The organism is Gillisella vitis (genome assembly GCF_021559775.1).
GTDB lineage: Bacteria > Pseudomonadota > Alphaproteobacteria > Rhizobiales > Rhizobiaceae > Allorhizobium > Allorhizobium ampelinum.
Genome location: NZ_CP056050.1, coordinates 247,618 through 264,708 on the forward strand (window position 1 = coordinate 247,618; position 17,091 = coordinate 264,708).

Annotated in this window: 15 protein-coding genes; 8 read left to right on the forward strand and 7 right to left on the reverse strand. The window is 56.9% G+C overall.

Annotated features, from left to right (window positions below; all coding sequences use genetic code 11):
- Nucleotides 1–73 precede the first annotated feature (73 nt).
- From AVCG78_RS25355 to AVCG78_RS25370, 4 genes are all read right to left on the reverse strand, one after another.
- Nucleotides 74–844: an SDR family oxidoreductase gene (locus AVCG78_RS25355; RefSeq protein WP_071206390.1), complete on the reverse strand. Its 771-nt coding sequence runs from the start codon at nucleotides 842–844 to the stop codon at nucleotides 74–76.
- 2 nt (nucleotides 845–846) lie between these two features.
- Nucleotides 847–2,265: an ATP-binding cassette domain-containing protein gene (locus AVCG78_RS25360; RefSeq protein ID WP_234796154.1), complete on the reverse strand. Its 1,419-nt coding sequence runs from the start codon at nucleotides 2,263–2,265 to the stop codon at nucleotides 847–849.
- A gap of 65 nt (nucleotides 2,266–2,330) precedes the next feature.
- Nucleotides 2,331–3,383, reverse strand: coding sequence for an ABC transporter permease (locus AVCG78_RS25365; protein ID WP_012650542.1), 1,053 nt, complete (start codon nucleotides 3,381–3,383; stop codon nucleotides 2,331–2,333).
- A 128-nt stretch (nucleotides 3,384–3,511) separates the two neighbouring features.
- The gene (locus AVCG78_RS25370) at nucleotides 3,512–4,627 is read right to left on the reverse strand and encodes a sugar ABC transporter substrate-binding protein (protein WP_071206393.1); all 1,116 of its coding nucleotides are present in this window, start codon (nucleotides 4,625–4,627) and stop codon (nucleotides 3,512–3,514) included.
- A 350-nt stretch (nucleotides 4,628–4,977) separates the two neighbouring features.
- Between AVCG78_RS25370 and AVCG78_RS25375 the strand changes: the two genes are divergently transcribed.
- The 4 genes from AVCG78_RS25375 (at nucleotide 4,978) to AVCG78_RS25390 (ending at nucleotide 11,527) form a co-directional block, all read left to right on the forward strand.
- Nucleotides 4,978–7,020 (forward strand): hydantoinase/oxoprolinase family protein, encoded by a 2,043-nt coding sequence (locus AVCG78_RS25375; RefSeq protein ID WP_071206395.1) that lies wholly within the window; start codon nucleotides 4,978–4,980, stop codon nucleotides 7,018–7,020.
- A 65-nt stretch (nucleotides 7,021–7,085) separates the two neighbouring features.
- Nucleotides 7,086–9,008 carry a hydantoinase B/oxoprolinase family protein gene (locus tag AVCG78_RS25380; protein ID WP_012650545.1) on the forward strand — a complete coding sequence of 641 codons (1,923 nt, stop codon included), beginning with the start codon at nucleotides 7,086–7,088 and terminating at the stop codon, nucleotides 9,006–9,008.
- A gap of 15 nt (nucleotides 9,009–9,023) precedes the next feature.
- Complete coding sequence (locus AVCG78_RS25385) at nucleotides 9,024–10,415, forward strand: aminotransferase (RefSeq protein ID WP_012650546.1); 1,392 nt, start codon at nucleotides 9,024–9,026, stop codon at nucleotides 10,413–10,415.
- 41 nt (nucleotides 10,416–10,456) lie between these two features.
- On the forward strand, nucleotides 10,457–11,527 hold the full coding sequence (locus tag AVCG78_RS25390; protein WP_071206396.1) for a LacI family DNA-binding transcriptional regulator: 1,071 nt from the start codon (nucleotides 10,457–10,459) through the stop codon (nucleotides 11,525–11,527).
- A gap of 579 nt (nucleotides 11,528–12,106) precedes the next feature.
- Here AVCG78_RS25390 and AVCG78_RS25395 read toward each other — a convergent pair.
- Together AVCG78_RS25395 and AVCG78_RS25400 are read right to left on the reverse strand one after the other, a co-directional pair.
- Nucleotides 12,107–12,712, reverse strand: a complete 606-nt coding sequence (locus tag AVCG78_RS25395) for a hypothetical protein (RefSeq protein ID WP_174083642.1) — start codon at nucleotides 12,710–12,712, stop codon at nucleotides 12,107–12,109.
- Between the two features lie 230 nt (nucleotides 12,713–12,942).
- Nucleotides 12,943–13,107: a hypothetical protein gene (locus tag AVCG78_RS25400; protein ID WP_156556149.1), complete on the reverse strand. Its 165-nt coding sequence runs from the start codon at nucleotides 13,105–13,107 to the stop codon at nucleotides 12,943–12,945.
- Between the two features lie 225 nt (nucleotides 13,108–13,332).
- Between AVCG78_RS25400 and AVCG78_RS25405 the strand changes: the two genes are divergently transcribed.
- The 3 genes from AVCG78_RS25405 (at nucleotide 13,333) to AVCG78_RS25415 (ending at nucleotide 14,971) form a co-directional block, all read left to right on the forward strand.
- The gene (locus tag AVCG78_RS25405; protein WP_071206401.1) at nucleotides 13,333–13,866 is read left to right on the forward strand and encodes a hypothetical protein; all 534 of its coding nucleotides are present in this window, start codon (nucleotides 13,333–13,335) and stop codon (nucleotides 13,864–13,866) included.
- 301 nt (nucleotides 13,867–14,167) lie between these two features.
- Nucleotides 14,168–14,575, forward strand: a complete 408-nt coding sequence (locus tag AVCG78_RS25410) for a type II toxin-antitoxin system death-on-curing family toxin (RefSeq protein WP_071206403.1) — start codon at nucleotides 14,168–14,170, stop codon at nucleotides 14,573–14,575.
- A 99-nt stretch (nucleotides 14,576–14,674) separates the two neighbouring features.
- Nucleotides 14,675–14,971, forward strand: coding sequence for a hypothetical protein (locus AVCG78_RS25415; protein WP_139191544.1), 297 nt, complete (start codon nucleotides 14,675–14,677; stop codon nucleotides 14,969–14,971).
- A gap of 710 nt (nucleotides 14,972–15,681) precedes the next feature.
- On the opposite strand, the gene AVCG78_RS25420 is transcribed toward AVCG78_RS25415, so the two are convergent.
- Nucleotides 15,682–16,023, reverse strand: coding sequence for a hypothetical protein (locus tag AVCG78_RS25420; protein WP_071206407.1), 342 nt, complete (start codon nucleotides 16,021–16,023; stop codon nucleotides 15,682–15,684).
- A 127-nt stretch (nucleotides 16,024–16,150) separates the two neighbouring features.
- Between AVCG78_RS25420 and AVCG78_RS25425 the strand changes: the two genes are divergently transcribed.
- Nucleotides 16,151–16,387: a hypothetical protein gene (locus AVCG78_RS25425; protein ID WP_071206408.1), complete on the forward strand. Its 237-nt coding sequence runs from the start codon at nucleotides 16,151–16,153 to the stop codon at nucleotides 16,385–16,387.
- Nucleotides 16,388–17,091 lie beyond the last annotated feature (704 nt).

A 17,091-nucleotide genomic window follows, 5' to 3' on the forward strand; every position in this document is an offset into this window, starting at 1 on the left:
TGGCAATTTGTCAAACGGCCGGAAGGAGGAGCGAGGCATTGGCCATGATTTCCAGCCAAGCCTATGCAAAAAGCTAGAGCGATACGGTAATCCCGCCATCGACATAAAGTGTATGCCCATTGATGAATGACGATGCATCACTCGCAAGGAACACTGCAGCGCCGATAAGTTCTGACACGTTGCCCCAGCGGCCTGCCGGTGTGCGTGTCTCAAGCCACGCGGAGAACGCCGTGTCATCAACAAGAGCCTGATTGAGTGGAGTTTTAAAATAGCCGGGTGCGATGGCGTTGATCTGTAACCCATGACGGGCCCAGTCAATGCACATGCCGCGTGTCAGGTTTTTAACTGCGCCCTTGGTTGCCGTATATGGCGCGATGCCGGGGCGTGCGAGTTCGCTTTGCACCGAGGCAATGTTGATGATCTTGCCGCCGCCCCGTTCGATCATTTGCTGCGCGACGGGCTGCGAAACGTAGAAGACGCTCGAGACATTTGTCCTCAGCAGCGCGTCCCACTTGTCGTGCGGAAACTTATCAAGTGGCGAGCGAAACTGCATGCCGGCATTGTTGACAAGGATGTCGACTGGTCCGAAACGTTCCTCAATAAGGCGGACGCCATTCGTCACTGCCTTTGCGTCCGTGACATCGAACGCAGCGGCGTTGACCTCGGCTCCTGCTTTTTTGAGCGTGTTCCGGGCCGCCTCAAGCTTGGCGGGATCGCGGCCGTTCAGGGTTACGCTTGCGCCATAGCTCGCAAGGCCTTCGGCAATCGCCAGGCCGATGCCCTGGCTTGATCCGGTGACGAGCGCATGCTTGCCGTCCAGATTGAAGAGTGTTCTTTCCAGCATTCTCAAGCCCTTTCCGAGATGGTGGAATGGGCGGATTCCAGTTCGGTGATGCGATGTGTCAACTGGGTCGCCGAGGCATGTTCGTCGATGGCCGCATTGCCCATGATGCGGCCATGCGATACAACGACCACCTCGTCGCCAACCTCATACATTTCCGGGACTTCTGTGCAGAAAAGAACAACAGCGTTACCTTTCGCAGCATAGTCACGAAGGATCGCATAGATGTCCCGTTTGCTGCTAAAGTCCACCCCGCGGGTCGGCTCCTCGATGACCAGAAGTTCCGCACCATATTCAACTGCCGCACTGACGACCACCTTCTGCTGGTTTCCACCACTGAGCGAGGTGATCGGATGGTCGATGCTCGCGGTCTTTACAAAGTATTTCTTGACCGCAGCGTCAGCCCGGGCAGCAATCTTCGAGCGGGAAAGAAAGGGTATCGGGCTGCATAGTGACGACCAATTGAGCCGGGCAACGAGATTGTCGCCAACGCTTAAGTTCGGGAAGACGGTCGATCGCCTGCTTGCAGCAACATAACTAACGGCGATTTCATTGCCGTCTTTCCGCCTGGCGTTCAGATTTCCGCTGATCGGACTGTAGCGGCCCAGAGCGCGAACAAGTTCGCGCGCTCCGGAGCCCTCAACTCCAGCGACGATGGTAACGGTTCCGGGCACAATATTCAGATCGATCCGGTCAAAACTTCCGGCTGGATCGGAGCAGCTATTGAGCGAGACGATGAACGACGGGTCCGGTGGCATTTGACGGCCCGTCGCGCGTGAAGTCGCCTCCGTCAGGCTAAGGCCATGGGTGAGCTCCTTGACGATTGCCATCTCGGTCATGCGATCGCCCGAGAGGTCGCCTTGAATGGTGCCGTCTCGCAGAACCAGAACCCGGCCGCAGGAATTGACGAAATCCTCGAGCCTATGCGTGATCAGGAGGACGATCTTGCCCGCATCGGCCAATCGCCGCATGACCGAGAAGAGCGATTTCGACTCCTCGTCGGTTAGCGCGGAATTCGGCTCGTCGAACAGGAAGATGTCCGCTTCGTACATGATTGCCCGCGCAATCTCGACGCGTTGCTGAACGGCGAGTGACAGATCGGAGAGCTGGTAGTGCGCGAAACGCTCCAGTTCCAGCAGTTTCAGCGCCGGCGATGGATCTACCTTGGGTCGCGGCGAACCCACGGCGGAGGCTTCGCGGCCGACCGCAAGGTTTTCAAGCACGGTCAGGTTTGGCCAGACCTGGGGTTCCTGATGGACGACCGCAACGTGATCCGTTACGCGGTCGACGCCACGACCGTTCCTTTCCAAGATGATCGAGCCGGAGTCCGGGAGTTCTTCGCCCGCGAGCATGCGGGTGAGGGTGCTCTTTCCAGCCCCATTTGGACCAGCCAGCCCGACGATGTCGCCCGAGGACAGTTCCATGGACAAGCCGGCAAGCGCTCTTGTCGGACCATAATTCTTGCGCAGATTCGTCGCCGAAAGCCTGATCATTCGCTTTTCGCCTCACGCTTGGCGGCAGAGCGCTGGGCCGCGCGCCGGATGAGGATCTGGGAACCCTGATCGAGCCAGACGGCACCGATCGTGACGATACCGATGAAGAGAAGCTGCGCGAAGGAACCGACACCCATCAGCGCAAGCCCGTTCGTCAGAAGCGAGAGGAGGATCGCGCCGAGCAGGGTACCGACGATCGTTCCGCGACCGCCCGCCAGGCTTGCACCGCCGATGACCACAGCTGCCACGACTGAGAATTGCAGAGACCCAGCCTGTCTCGGGCCGACCGAGCCGACATAGGAGAAGTCGACGATGCCGGCCAGACCGGCCATCAATCCACTGATGAGGAAGACCAGCAACTTGTACTTGACGATCGGCAGACGGGCGATGCGAGCAGCTTCGGCATTGCCGCCGATTGCGGCGAGGCGAAAGCCGAACACGGTGCGATGCCTTATAAACCAAAAAAGCAGGAAGGAGGCCACGAGCCAGAGCGTCGCGCTCGGGATGTTCCAAAGAAGCGGCGCCTGGCCGATGGCCTTGAAGATGGAGAGCTCCCACTCCGGCGGTGCCGGGTCGGAATAGGCGGGCGTGAATGTCTGCGCGTTGCTGATCAGAAGCTGCAAACCTTCCGCGACATTGAGCATCCCAAGCGTTACGATGAATGAAGGAAGCCTCGCCTTGACGACAAACCACCCGTTCAAAAGGCCTACGAAAGCGGCGATGGCCAGAGAAACGAGGAGGGCGGGAATCAGTGGCAGAGTGAAGGGAAGGGCTCCGCCGCCAAGCCAAAGGGTCGCCATGGTAATCGAGGTCAGGCCGTAGACAGAGCCGACCGAAAGGTCGATCTCGCCAAGCAGAATGATCAGCTTCTGCGCGAAGGCGATCATAGCGAGAGCAACCATCGAACGCAGCAGCGTCGTCAGGTTGTTAATGCCGAGAAACGAGTCATGCTGGCTCTGCACAAAGGCCGCAATGACGACGATTGCGAGCACCAGGCCTGCCGTTCGCAGCCCGTTGATCATGTTTCCCGGTTTGAGTATGGCGAGCATGCTGTGGCCCTTTACGATAGTCATGGCGGTATAGGCGCTTGTTCCGGGGTTTCGGCCCGAGACTTCGCGTTCATCACCTGGATTCTATTAAAGTGGGCGGCTCGCCGAAGCCAGCCGCCAGCGCTGGATTACTTTCCGAGCGCAGCCTTCAGGCGGGCCTTGGCGGCCTCGACCGTGATCATCCCATCTCCGCCAGCCTTCGTGATGACGATCGGGTTCAGGTATTGAAGGGGATCAGCGGGAACGTCGCCCTTGGTCAGGTAGGCCACGCATTGCTTTACTGCAGCTTCGGACTGATTGTCGAAGCCCTGATCGATGGTGACGAGCGTCCGGCCCGCTTCGATATCGTCCAGAATTGCGCCGCTGACGTTGAAGCCCGAAGTAAAGGATTTGCCGGTCAGGCCCAGATTGTTGATGACGCGCGCAACGCCCTCGACACCCTGGTCGGTATGGAAAAACAGATTGACCTTCGGGTTGCCCGTCAGGAACGGCGTCACGCTGTCGATGACTTCCGCCGTGGTGTAGTTCCGGCTCGTCGGCAGGCCGGTCTTGTAGTCGTTGAAGAACTTCACATCTGGATAGGAGGCCTTGAAGCCTTCCTGAAAGCCCTGCATGCGGCCCTGGGCCCAGGGCTCATCCGGGCCGCCGCTACCGAGGGCCACCTCGGTTATGGTTAGCCGCATTTCCTTGACCAGCTTTGCCGTCGCTTCGCCGTTGAAACGTCCGGCAGCAACTTCGTTCAGCGCCGAGAATGAGAAGCGCTTGGACTTGGCAGCATCGTTGTTCAGCGTCATCGCCGGAACGCCGGCGTCGACGTAACGGTTGATGATGGCGTTGAACTGATTGGGTAGCGGTGCCTGGACGCCAAGGCAATCGACCTGATCAGAGTTGAGAAGCGTCTCAAGTTCGTTGATCTGCTGTGCCGGATCCGGGTTGACCGGGCCGACCAGGCGGCAGTTTGCGTTGAGGCCGGCCGCCTTGGCATCTTCGCAACCCTTGACGGTACCAAACTTGAACTGGGCGCCGGAAATCGGCACGCCTGTTCCGGCAACTTGAATGACGATGTTGACCGGCTTTCCGGTCTTCAGCTTGTCGGCGATGCGGGGTGCGAGCTTAAAGTCGCCCCAAGCGAACTTGTGCGACATGACGCCATCGGGAACAGCTTTGTCCTGCGCTGCGACCGGTGTGATCGCGCTTGCACAAAGAAGAGCAGCAAGAACGCCAATGCGTGACTTGGTTTCCATGGAAAAGACCTTTCTACCTCTGAAGGAATAGCCGATTATTTTATGATTGTGCGGCAGGTGTATCGGTACACAAATAGTTGCCGTCGTCAATCGCATTTTGGCACCCCGCTGAGGAAAATTTCGAATTTTGTCTCGGGCAGTAGAATATCCATACGTGTCAGAACAGCGATAATTACCTAATGAAATCATCCCTATGATGGCGGCGCATCTTAATTCTCTTGATGCTGACGTCTCGCCTCATTAAAAAATTGAGGTTGACAGTAGTTTGTATTTTGTGGATCGATACACTAAAACGCAACACAATCCACGTAAATAAGGGGAACGTACGAGAGTACGTCAAAGAAGGCTTCATGGATAATCAGTCTCGTTTCATGCTTGGTATTGATGTCGGCGGCACGTTCACCGACTTCGTCGCCTATGATCGCGAAAAGCGCACCATCAATGTGTGGAAGGTCAGATCCGTACCGACGGATCCTGTCGTCGGCATCCTGAATGGCCTCTCCGAGTTCGCGCACAGGGACGAGATCGATTATGTTCGCCTCGGCACGACGGTTGGCACGAACGCAGTGCTCGAGCGCAAAGGCGCAACAGTTGCCTATGTCACGACAAGGGGCTTCCGCGATATTCCCTTCATTCAGCGCGGAAATCGCCGCTATCACTATGATATGAGCTGGGTGAAGCCGACGCCTCTGGTCAAGCGAAGCCATTCCTTCGAGCTGACCGAGCGTCTTGATGCCAAGGGCAACGTGCTCATGGCGCTAGACGAAGCAGAGGTCCGGACCCTGGCGGCGACCATCCGTGCCATGCCGGATATTCAAGCGGTTGCCGTTTGCACCCTGTTTTCCTACGTGAACCCCGTGCACGAGCTGCGCATCAAGGCAATCCTCGCCGAAGAGCTGCCAGGTCTACCGATCACGGCGTCCTATGAAATTCTTCCGAAATGGAAGGAATATGAACGTGCATCGACCGCCATCGCCGATGCCTATCTGAAGCCTGTCGTCACCCGCCAGCTTGCCAGCATGCGCAAGCGGCTGGACGAGGCAAAGATGGATGCCAATGTCGTCGTTATCAAATCGAACGGCGGTGAGATGACGCTGGACGCGGCCGCGAACGCGCCGGTCAATCTCGTTCTCTCCGGTCCGACCGGCGGCGTCATCGCCAGCCGTGCCGTTGCCAAGCTCACCGGCATCGAAAACCTCGTCACCATCGACATCGGCGGAACGTCAAGCGACGTCGCCACTGTTTTGGACGGTCGCGAGCGTTTCACCACCGCATTCGAAATCGAATGGGGCATGCCGATCCAGATCCCAATGATCGACATCCGCACGATCGGCGCCGGTGGCGGCTCTATTGCCTGGATCGACAATGGCGGCATGCTGCGCGTCGGCCCGCAGAGCGCCGGAGCAAATCCTGGGCCTGCCTGCTACAGCGGGGGCGGAACACTTCCAACGGTCACGGACGCCAATGTCGTGCTCGGCCGCATCGATCCCAACAACTTCCTCGGCGGCCGCATGAAGCTCGACGCTGAAGCGGCGCGAGTTGCCGTATCGAGTGTTGCCGAGAAACTGGGTCGCAGCATTGAGGACACAGCATTGGCAATCCTCAAAATCGCCAACAACAACATGGTCGGCGCGCTTCGTACTGTTCTCATCGAACAGGGTCTTGATCCCCGGGACTTTACACTGGCCGGCTTTGGCGGTGCAGGTCCCCTGCATACCAATGACCTTGCCGCTGATATGGGAATTCCGAGAGCTTTGGTTCCCAACCATCCGGGCCAGTTCTCGGCTTCCGGCTTCATACTGACCGACGCCCGCGTCGATCGGCAGCGCACGACGCATATTACCAGCAGGCACTACGACCCGGTGCTCGGCCAGTCCATCCTTTCCCAGCTGATCGCCGAGGCAACGGCGGAGCTGCATGAACAGGGCTACACCACTGACATCGAGGGGCACTACCTGCTCGAGATGCGCTATCTCGGCCAGAACTATGAACTTGAAATGCGGATCGACGAGACGGCCTTCGAGGCTGCCGATGGCAGCGCGCTCTGGGAGGCATTCCATCGCGCACACAAGGCCCGTTTCGGTTTCTCCTCGCCGGGCGACATCATGGAAATCGTAAGCTGCGCCGTCACCCTTGTGGCAACGACGCCGAAGCCGGATATCCTTCGGCTGGAGCGCACCGCGGGAACCGCGACGCCGAAATCGGCGCGGTCGGTCTATTTTGCCGACGGTTCGCATCAGGCGCCGGTCTACGATCGGGGCGACCTGCTGTTCGGAGACGTCATTCCCGGTCCAGCCGTTGTCGAGGAGCCTGCATCCGTCACGGTGCTCAATCCCGGCAGCACGCTGTCCGTTGACGAGTTCGGAAATCTGATCATCGACATCCTCGCCTGAGCCCAGTCATTCCCGGCGCCTTGCGTGGATGAGCTATCCGCAGGCCCGATACCCGGAGAAATCAAATGCGTTTTTCTGAAAACGGCTACTACATCGAAAAATATCTGAAGTGCGCCAATTGCGGTCAGCTGCTCTACGGCGTGTCCGACGAACGCTTGCACGGCGGGCACACGCTTTACTGCAGCGAGTGGTGCGAAAGCTGGGATGGCATGCGCGCGGACCGTTCGGCTCGTGCATTGCTGCCCTTCGAGCCATCGGCGCCAGTGGCATCTACGAGCACGCGGCTTGCACCGCTCGATCCCGTCACCATGAACATCCTTGAATCGACCATGGTTTCGGTCTGCCGCGAGATGGGCATATTGCTCATGAAGACGTCCTATTCGACGATCTTCAATGAAGGTCTCGATTTCACCTGCGCTTTCGCCGACAAGGACGGCGAGATGATTGCGGTGGCCGAATTCAACCCGGCCATGATCGGTGGCATGCCCATCCTGATGAAGAGCTGCGCGCAGGAGATCGATTTCGATACTCTGGAAGAAGGCGACGTCATCCTGCATAACGACCCCTATCGGGGCGGCCTCCATCTTCCCGAACATACCTTCTTCAAACCCGTCTTCATCGACGGCGAACTCGTGGGTTTTGCCGTCTGCATAGGCCACGTCGCCGAGATCGGCGGCATGGTGCCGGGCGCATTCGCGGGCGAGGCGACGGAAGTCTTCCAGGAAGGCCTTCGCGTGCCGCCGATCAAGATCAAGAAGGCCGGCAAAGATGTCGACGAGGTCTGGAAATTGCTTCTCGCCAACGTTCGCACGCCGCGCCAGAACTATGGTGACCTTCGGGCGATGATCGCCAGCGTCGATTTGGGTGTCGACCGTCTGACGGCCGTTATCCGCAAGTATGGCAAGGACGTGTTCAAGCAGACATGCTTGGATCTAATGGATTACTCAGAACGCCGTATGCGCGCCGAAATCGCGTCCTTCGATGACGGCATGTACAGCTTCGAGGACACCGTCGAGGACGACGGCATAACGGCGCAGTCTTATAAGGTCGCCGTCGACGTCTTTGTGCAGGGCGACGAGTTCATCGCCGATTTCCGCCGCACGGCAAAGCAGGCACGTGGTCCGATCAACGCCACTTATGGCGTGACGACAAGTGCTACCTACAATGCCGTCCTGCACATGACGGATCCCAGCATTCCGAAGAACTCCGGCTGCTTCCGCCCCATCAAGGTCGTCTCGCCGCCCGGAACTGTCGCCAACGTCGATTTCCCGGCGCCGGAAGTTGCCGGCAACACCGAAACCCATCCACGTCTGGCCGGGATCGTCATCGGCGCAATGGCGACCTGCGCGCCCGAGCGTGTCATGGCTGCTGAAGCCGCCACCGGCACCAACTTCGTCTTCGGCGGCCATCATCCTGATTATGACGAATACTTCGCCTGCTATGACATCATGGCCGGTGGCTGGGGCGGTCGTAGCGGCTTCGACGGCAACAATTGCAACATCGCCATCAACGGCAATTGCCGCTTCAATCCAACGGAAGTCTTCGAAACCCGCTTCCCCATCCGCGTCGAGAATTGCGAGCTGATCACGGATTCGGCTGGCGCTGGCGAATATCGCGGCGGTCTCGGCTATGAGCGGACTCTGCTGATGACCGATGTGGCCATTACCGGCAGCCAGTGCACGGATCGCCATACGATCAGGCCCTGGGCATTGTTCGACGGCAAGGAAGGCGACAATGGCGCGACCCACGTGCTGAAGGCAAGCTCGACCGAGTGGCAGAACGTGAAGGAAGCCTACGGCAAGCGTTCGACCAGCAAGTACGCCAATATCCGCTTCGAGCCAGGCGATCGCATTCGGTTGCGCACGCCGGGAGGCGGTGGCTTCGGCGCGCCGACTGCGCGTGCGAAGGATGCTATCGAACGCGATGTCGCCGAAGGCTTCGTTTCCATCGAAGCGGCAGAGCAAATCTACGGCTGGACCAAGGCCTGACAGGAGAAACGTCCCATGTCCATGATACCGAATTCTAGCGCCGCCCGTGACGTTCGTTTTCACCTGCATGCTCAGACGAATCCCGAGCGGCATGAAGGCGAGGGCCCCCTCGTCATCGCGAAGGCAGACGGCCCCTATATCTTCGACGATGCGGGAACCCGTTATCTGGACGTTATGGCTGGACTCTGGTGCGCCTCACTCGGGTTCACCAATGATGGCTTGGCGAAAGCAGCCTCGGACGCTTACGCGACCATGGGCTTCTATCACACTTTCGGCGGCCGGGCTTCTCCGGCCGTCATCGATGCCGCCGAGGCGATCGCGCAGCTGGTCCCGCTGGACGATGCGCGGGTCTTTTTCGCGACCTCCGGTTCGGAAGCGATCGAGACCATGGTCAAGATCGCCTGGCTTTATCACGCCGCCAATGGCGCGCCGCAAAGGCGAAAGATCATCGCAAGACAGCGCGCATTCCACGGCTCCACCATCTTTGCAGCGTCGTTGACCGGCCTTCCCCATATGCACCGGGAATTCGGATTGCCTCTGGAAGGCGTTGTCCACACGCTTTGCCCAGACCCCTATCGCGAGCAGCGTAAGGACGAGACCACGGGAGCCTTTGTCGAGCGCCTCGCAAATGAACTGGAAGCGCTCATTTTGGCCGAGGGAGCTGATAGGATCGCTGCATTTATCGCAGAGCCGATCAATGCTGGCGCCGGTGTCATCGTGCCGCCATCAGGCTATTTCGAACGTATCCAGGCGGTTCTCGATAAATATGGCATCCTCTGCCTGGATGACGAGATCGTTTGCGGTTTCGGCCGCACAGGCAACTGGTTCGGCTGCCAGACGGTCGGCATGATGCCGGACATGATGGCGATGGCGAAGGGCTTGTCGTCATCTTTCTTCCCCATTTCTGCAGTTGCGGTTTCCGGCAAAATTTACGAGGCGATCAAGTCGATCAACAGGGATGGAAGCCTGTTCGGGCATGGCTTCACAAATTCCGGACATCCTGTGGGTGCCGCCATCGTGACGGAAGCCATTAGGCAGTATCAGTCCATGGAGCTGCCCCGATGGGTGCAACAGCGAGGGCAAATGCTGCGGGCGAAAATCGAGCCAGTCCTTGCGGCGTGCCCGTACGTCGGTCAGTTTCGCGGGGAGGGCCTTCTGCTCGCAGCGGAGCTCGTCGCGAATCAGGAAACGAAAGAGCCCTTTGCCGCTGCTTTCTGCATTCCGCAGCATCTCCAGCGTATCGCCATGCAGAAGGGGCTCATGCTCCGGCCGCAGGGCAACTCAATTACCTTCTGCCCACCATTCATTATCGATGATGCCCAGATCGACTTCATCGTGGATGCGCTGCTGGCAAGCATGAAGGAGCTCGAGCAGGAGGTCATTTCCAAATTGCCGGCAGCCGGATAGAACCTTGAAATGATGAGAATCCAGTCGAGACGGCACAGGCGATGACCACAGGCGAAGGCTCCACGAAAATCACCATCAAAGAGGTCGCGGAAGCCGCCGGCGTTTCTCGCTCCAGCGTTTCGAACTACCTGAACGAGCGCTTTGCAAATATGGGGCTTGAGACGCGGGAGCGCATCAACCAGGCGATCGAGAGCCTCGGCTATCGGCCCAACAACGCTGCACGCCAACTGAAGACGGGCAAGGTACCGATGGTGGGATTGCTGGTTCCCACCGTCATCAACCCGTTCTTCGGTGAACTGGCACTGGCGGTCGAACAGGCTGCGGGCCGGCACAACTATCGTGTCCTGCTGTGCAATACGATGCGCGACGCTGAGCGTGAGTACGAATTCGAGGAGGAGATGCTCAGCTTTGGCATTCGCGGCGTCATCACCGTCTCGCCGATCGTCGGCCGCCGAAAGTCGGCCCCCGCGGATCTGGCGGTGGTGGCAATAGACGCCCGGCGCGGGGATCTCGGCTCGGCAAATGTTGACCTCGTGAATCTAGACAATCAGGCTGCAACGAGCATAGCGGTCGACCATCTCGTGAGTTTGGGACACAGGCATATCGCCTACGTGTCAGACTCGTCGTTCACGTTCGCTCGCGCATCGCGGGCTGCAGGGTTCGAGGCCGCCGTCGCTGGACACGGCCTTTCCGCTTGCCCTGTCGTCGTCCAGTCCTTTGTCGATGGCATTGCGAGCTATTCCGACGTTGAGCTCTTTGAGATTGGGCGCGGCAGCGTGGCACAATTGCTGTCATCTAATCCGCGTCCAACGGCCATCATCGCCCTTAACGACATGATAGCGGTCGGCATATTGTCTGCTCTCAGGCAGCACGGCGTCGCTGTTCCCGGCGAGATGTCGCTCGTGGGGATTGACGACATCGTGCTGTCGCAGCTGACCACACCTGGCCTTTCCACTATTCGCCAACCTGTGACGCAAATGGCAGAGGCGGCCGTGGAATTGCTGATCGCGCGGCTGCGTTCTCCGACCCGGTCCTCGACCGAAACAGTGTTCCAGCCGGAACTCGTGAGACGCGAATCGACAGAAAAGCCATTTTCGCATGAACGAATATAAAGGCCATCATGACGGAGATCGATCATAGCCTCCGCCGACTGTGAACTGACTATATCGATCTGTACAACCGTGTGGCGCGCGAGGAGGAGCGCGACTTTAAATGGATGAGGGCATGGCGACGATGATCTACCGTTCTCTGGCGCGTGGCAAGCTTGCCCGACGATGGGGCACGACAACGGGACGTACCGTGTCGGAACCCTCTCGCGCGGCTCAAAACCCGGTGACTGCTGAGAGCGACCGCGCGATCATCGAGGCTGTAAATGCGGTTGCTACTCGAAAAAAAGCGCTAGTGCCGCCGAAGTTTCGCTGGTGGCTGCGTCGCAACAAAGTAGTCGCGGTGCCACTCGTAGGCGCGTTGACGGAAAACCACATCGATGACGCCGTGGCGTGGCTTGCAATAAGTCTTGTCGATGACGAAGCCGCGCCAGGTATCAGTAGAGTCGGAGCGTGTTGTGAAGATCTCGGCCGAACGCGGCGGCGAATACTCTCGATTCCCCACTTTCTCACGGTCGGAGTCAAAGCGTCCACAGAGACAAAAAATAGGGCCATCGGAATACCTAGGCCCTTTAATTGTGAAGGTCAAAAACCTCCAGAGGGGAACAGCTGATACGATGGAACTGGGAGGAAGCCATCGCGTGCATCAGCTATAGGCATACTGCCTAGATATTGTGCGGTGCGCAAACAAGAATTGTGCAACGCACCTATGCAAAAGGAGATGGCCTCCATAACACCCTCGAATTTGCGGTTGCTTGCTGCGTGCAACTCATTGCCACCGTACGCCTGCATTAACGGCGAGCTACTCCCAGACCGGTGTGGACGGACCACCAGTGTGGTGTGCGGCGATGTGTTCCGGATCAGCAGATCTTTGAAACTCGAGCCCGGGTGCCCTTCTGTGAAGGGGATCTCAACCACTTGACCTTCGATACGTGGCCTGACGATGACGGATTGGAGAGGCTCGACGGTGCCAATGCCATTGATGACACGGTGCATGGTCTCCATCCTTGCCGTTACCGCCGTGACAGGAATGGTCGCATCATCCGCGGCCTGGGCGCGACAGATGGAAATACCAAGAATGAGGGCAACAAGCACCATGGAGTGAGAGGTTCGAGACTGTAATACTGCGAGAAATGATCCCGTCACCATTAAGAACTTCTCCATCGGCGTTGCGCAGAAACGCAACACCACAATGTCGGTTCCGTTACAAATGAAAGATTAATGACATATTCTTAGACCTGCGTTATTTAGCACGAAATAGTAAGTACCGAATTGCCGATGCAACTGCTTTCGGGATAAAAACAACCACTAGGATTGACTGTACAGAGCAATGACTCCAGATTGTTTCATCTTAGATCAGAAAAAACTATGCGACGGAGCTCTTCCATTCGCTTTGCGCGAAGTTGCTCACAGTGCCGTCATCATGGATGAACGCAGCATTTCAGGCTCGTTCCAGGCGGTTGCAAAACGGTCGGGCTCACGCCGAGCAAATGGGCCTCTGTCACCATCGTCATCTGCCCAACCATACGCCCGCGACCGATCTTGCGGCGTTCGTCCAAGTCGATATGGGAGTAGGTGCGTTTCATTGCGCTTTCCTTGCAAACGATAAACCTTTGTTATCTATTGCAAGTCGCACTTCATCCTTGAACCCACCCCTCTACAGATAAAAATTGGATAAGCATAATTATGGAACATTTTACGCAAGTGCCGCTCGGGTCTAGTTGAGCTGCGGTGGCCACCTTCAAGCATAACGGCGTCGAATATCGCGCCAATGTCTTCCTCGAGGAAGTCACTGACGGTCCGAGGTTCGCATGAGCCAGGTGATTGTTCCTCTTCCTAAGCCATTCCTCCCGGCAGACTTGAGAGAGACAATTACCTGGCTGCGGGAAGAAGTAACCAGACAATTCATCAATGGCAATATGAGCGCGCCCTATTTCAACAGATCCATGTGGACGCTGGTAACGCACAACGTGCGCTATGCGCTCCTACGGGACGCAAGGAACGAGCTCCGCGGCATGGTTGCTGTCTTCGCTGATGGCGAATGGGAGCACCACGATCAAGGTGATTACGACGCAATGGCGCGTGCCTATCAAACGCTCTCGGTCAGAGCCGGCCAAGTCATAGGCGCAGACCCGCCCAAGAAAGGCGGGATCGGGCACGACAGCTTTGACGCGGCTTTTCCGCATCGTAACAACTGGGAGGAAAGACAATCATTCGAGGTGGCCGGCGTCACGTATGCACTGTGGGTGCAGCGCGTGCGATCCCCTTTTCCCCCTTCAGCTTTCCTCACCTTCTGGCTGGACGGTGACGGCGATTTTCATTGGGCAGCGGTCCAAGATAGATGATCTCGTCCCGGTCTCTCCTGCCCAGATCTATGCCGCGCCTATGTTTCATGTTCTTATTTTGTTCTCACGCGCAACGGGAGTCAACCACCGCAGGAACAAATCAACAGCGTGTTGAATTCACATGCATAGACGTGCTATATAGAAAGCAGTGCAAATACGAGCACAGGAGTTATCGTTATGATCATACGATCAGCAGTTCGTCAGCCCGTAAGCCAGAGCAGCTACGAGCCGCGTCCACAGACGACGCCCGTAGACTATGCAGCTCTTGGTCAGTTGGCAATCAAACGCTTCCCGAAGGTGCATGCCGTCCTTGCTAAGTGAGCCTCTCTGGCTGCCTTACGAGGTGGTTGTCTCCTACAATTTGAATGCCGTTACCGAAACCGGTGAAAATCACGCCCTCCTCTTTCATGGTAAATTGGAGGGCGCTTTATTGCGTCCATATAATAGCTGGCGCTATGAGAGCAATAACGACGTCGTTTCCCTTGGCGTTCTTTATATGGAAGCGATCGCGCAGGCCCACGCCTTCGAGCAAGGCAACAAGCGCACTGGCTTCGACGCCGGCTTCGTCTTCATGTATACGAATGGCTGGGAGCTAACCGAGGATGCCGATCAGGAGCTCGTCGCAGTGGCGTTCCTAGAAATTATCGAGCGGACACGGACGACCGCCTCGTTCGAGGATTACCTCAAGAATTACATTCAGCCGCTCTGAGAGCATCTCGCAGCCGGCAAGTCCCGCGGTTGTCCAAAATCTCCCTTGCACGCCCTATTAGATGCCGCTATTTCGCTATTATCCGAAATAGAGGCCATCATGCAGCACATCGTCAAAGCCGCCCTTCTCTTCCTCGCCATGGCGCCAGCCGCCCAGGCTGTCACGATCACTGACAGCACACCGGCACGAGCCATAACCATTGGCAAGCCTGAGGGCGATCTCAATCGCGTTGTGGTGTCACCTGGCGTCATCTCGATGAAAGAGTGCCGCGAAGCACTGAAGGATAGTGCAGAAGCTCTGAAAGAGAACTCCGACATCATCATGTGCCTGCCCGCAGACATGACCCACGGTGAAAGGGTCATTGGCGACACGCCTTTTATCGACCTAACGCCGTAAGCTGTATCTACCCTATACTCAACGTGTGATTCACCGGCGATGATGTCAACGCGAGGCTACTGGTCTCTGTGGCTCAGCTTTCTGCCTCCATGTCTGACGGTGGATAAAAAAATCCTTCACCAAGCTTTAATCATGAAGGTTTTCAGCCAAGCCTATGAATTGTCTAAGCTAGCCTCTTTCCCCGTTTTCCATAAAGTCTGGCACTAGATATAGAGTTAATATTTTCGTCACTGACCGGCCCTTGACGGATCGGGGTGATCCAAGTTTATCTAAATTCGTTGTTTACAAACAACAAAAAAAAGAGCGCCGACTTGCAATCGACGCTCTCTTCCATCAATGCCAAAGGTCTAGACACTGATTGCTTTTCGCAAATTCAATCTTAAACGGACATCGCGTCCGGTCAAGTCCAGCGGCCCGTTTGCGAGATTGAAAATGGAATTATTATACAAACCGGTTTGGGCATTCGTCGCGAACCTCGTTTCGAAATGGCTACAAAAACCATCGCCTCAACACTCGATCACCATCCACGGTGATGTCATTGTCAACAGGTCGTGCCGCAACGTCGCAGTTCGGCGCAAGCGCCCCGTCAAAGGCAGATGAACAAGGTGGAGGCCCGGTTGAACCGGGCCTTTTCCGTGCCGGAAGAAAATTGACTTCATGAGGAAGCGAAACGCACCGACTAGGTGCGCGACCGCCTTCAACGGAAGTTTTCAATGACAGGGAAATGCCTCCGCTGCGGCCCAAAGGAGAACGATGTTCATAGTCGCCACGCTTCTGTTCGCATCTTCGGGGCGGCTATCCAGATAGACCTCTAAAATACGAAGCCACTGATCAGGCGTAACCTCAAGTTTGGGCGGCGGGCAATACAAGAGTGGTCGCTGCTGACTTCCTAGAGCGACATTTGCAGCCTCAATACCTCTTGCGATCCCAACAATAAAAGTCCTGCGGATCTCATCTGTCTTCGCATTTTCGACGACGCCACGCACAGTCGATTGAGCCGCACTCGTCTCGCCGGCAATAAGAAGCGCACAGGCGCTCAATAGCAGTCTCATTTCATACCCCCTGCCCTACAGCCCGAGATTGAAGACTATCTTGACGTATGTCCAGCGGCAGCACGCCACGCTCGACAACATTTTCCAAGCGCGCTACCGTCCTGCGGCAGCCTTATGGAGAACTGCCATGACCAGCTATAACGAACTCAGGGAATTCATCGCCAAATCCACGATCGCCAACGGCCTTCTGGATCGAGGCGGCGAGATCGCCCAGGCCAGCGGTGGAGATCTCTTCATCCGGATCGGCGCGCAGGTGTTCAAGATCGCGGTAGAAGAGATGAATCAGATCAGTCAGCACCACGATCCCATGGCCCAAGAAAAGCTCTTCATGTCCACCCTGCCCTATCCTTACGCGCAAGAATGACAGCAAATCTGACAAGCCAATCCAAACGCGCTGACGAAATCCGAAGGATTGAAGCTACGCTCAAGCAGCTGGGCGAGGCGGTAGAGCGCAACGGCATGTCCGGGGACATGCTCGATCTAATTCTCTACTACACGCTTAGACTGGCAGATCTAAAAGACGAAGCTCGACGCGCATCAGGTTGACAGACCGGTCCCTTGTAAGCCAGGCAGCCTAAAATCAGCCATTTTAGCGTCAACTTAAGTTGACAGAAAAACAGCCGTTTTTGTCTAATGACCATCTAAACAAGGTCGTTAGGTTGACACAGGTTTACACCAAGTTGACAGCGAAACCCACTTTTTCAATTTTTCCCACCCGTCAACCATTCGACAGAACGAAACACTGCGCTGACAAAAAGCTCATAACAGCTCACAGAATCGATCCGACAAGCAAGACACTGCGAGACAAGCAAGACACGCTCGAAACGCTTCACATTCAACGTGAGCGAGAGACAGCAGCTAAACGAACGCGGATCATAGAAGCACTGCCCCGCAACGCTTAAAAGACAATCAACGCATAAGACGCACAGACAGCAACACCACGCCCCACAGAGCACGTCCATCACAATAACAGACAGAGCGCCTATAGAGAGACATGTTGCGTATAGAAGAGAGATCGCGTGTGAGATCGCTATGCAAAGCGTGTGTGTCGAATGTGCATTGATGGAT

Bases quoted from the DNA above. Each gene is read 5' to 3' on its own strand.
- AVCG78_RS25355 (WP_071206390.1), bottom strand. From the start codon at position 844: ATGCTGGAAAGAACACTCTTCAATCTGGACGGCAAGCATGCGCTCGTC.
- AVCG78_RS25360 (WP_234796154.1), bottom strand. From the start codon at position 2,265: ATGGAACTGTCCTCGGGCGACATCGTCGGGCTGGCTGGTCCAAATGGG.
- AVCG78_RS25365 (WP_012650542.1), bottom strand. From the start codon at position 3,383: ATGCTCGCCATACTCAAACCGGGAAACATGATCAACGGGCTGCGAACG.
- AVCG78_RS25370 (WP_071206393.1), bottom strand. From the start codon at position 4,627: ATGGAAACCAAGTCACGCATTGGCGTTCTTGCTGCTCTTCTTTGTGCA.
- AVCG78_RS25375 (WP_071206395.1), top strand. From the start codon at position 4,978: ATGGATAATCAGTCTCGTTTCATGCTTGGTATTGATGTCGGCGGCACG.
- AVCG78_RS25380 (WP_012650545.1), top strand. From the start codon at position 7,086: ATGCGTTTTTCTGAAAACGGCTACTACATCGAAAAATATCTGAAGTGC.
- AVCG78_RS25385 (WP_012650546.1), top strand. From the start codon at position 9,024: ATGTCCATGATACCGAATTCTAGCGCCGCCCGTGACGTTCGTTTTCAC.
- AVCG78_RS25390 (WP_071206396.1), top strand. From the start codon at position 10,457: ATGACCACAGGCGAAGGCTCCACGAAAATCACCATCAAAGAGGTCGCG.
- AVCG78_RS25400 (WP_156556149.1), bottom strand. From the start codon at position 13,107: ATGAAACGCACCTACTCCCATATCGACTTGGACGAACGCCGCAAGATC.
- AVCG78_RS25405 (WP_071206401.1), top strand. From the start codon at position 13,333: ATGAGCCAGGTGATTGTTCCTCTTCCTAAGCCATTCCTCCCGGCAGAC.
- AVCG78_RS25410 (WP_071206403.1), top strand. From the start codon at position 14,168: ATGCCGTCCTTGCTAAGTGAGCCTCTCTGGCTGCCTTACGAGGTGGTT.
- AVCG78_RS25415 (WP_139191544.1), top strand. From the start codon at position 14,675: ATGCAGCACATCGTCAAAGCCGCCCTTCTCTTCCTCGCCATGGCGCCA.
- AVCG78_RS25420 (WP_071206407.1), bottom strand. From the start codon at position 16,023: ATGAGACTGCTATTGAGCGCCTGTGCGCTTCTTATTGCCGGCGAGACG.
- AVCG78_RS25425 (WP_071206408.1), top strand. From the start codon at position 16,151: ATGACCAGCTATAACGAACTCAGGGAATTCATCGCCAAATCCACGATC.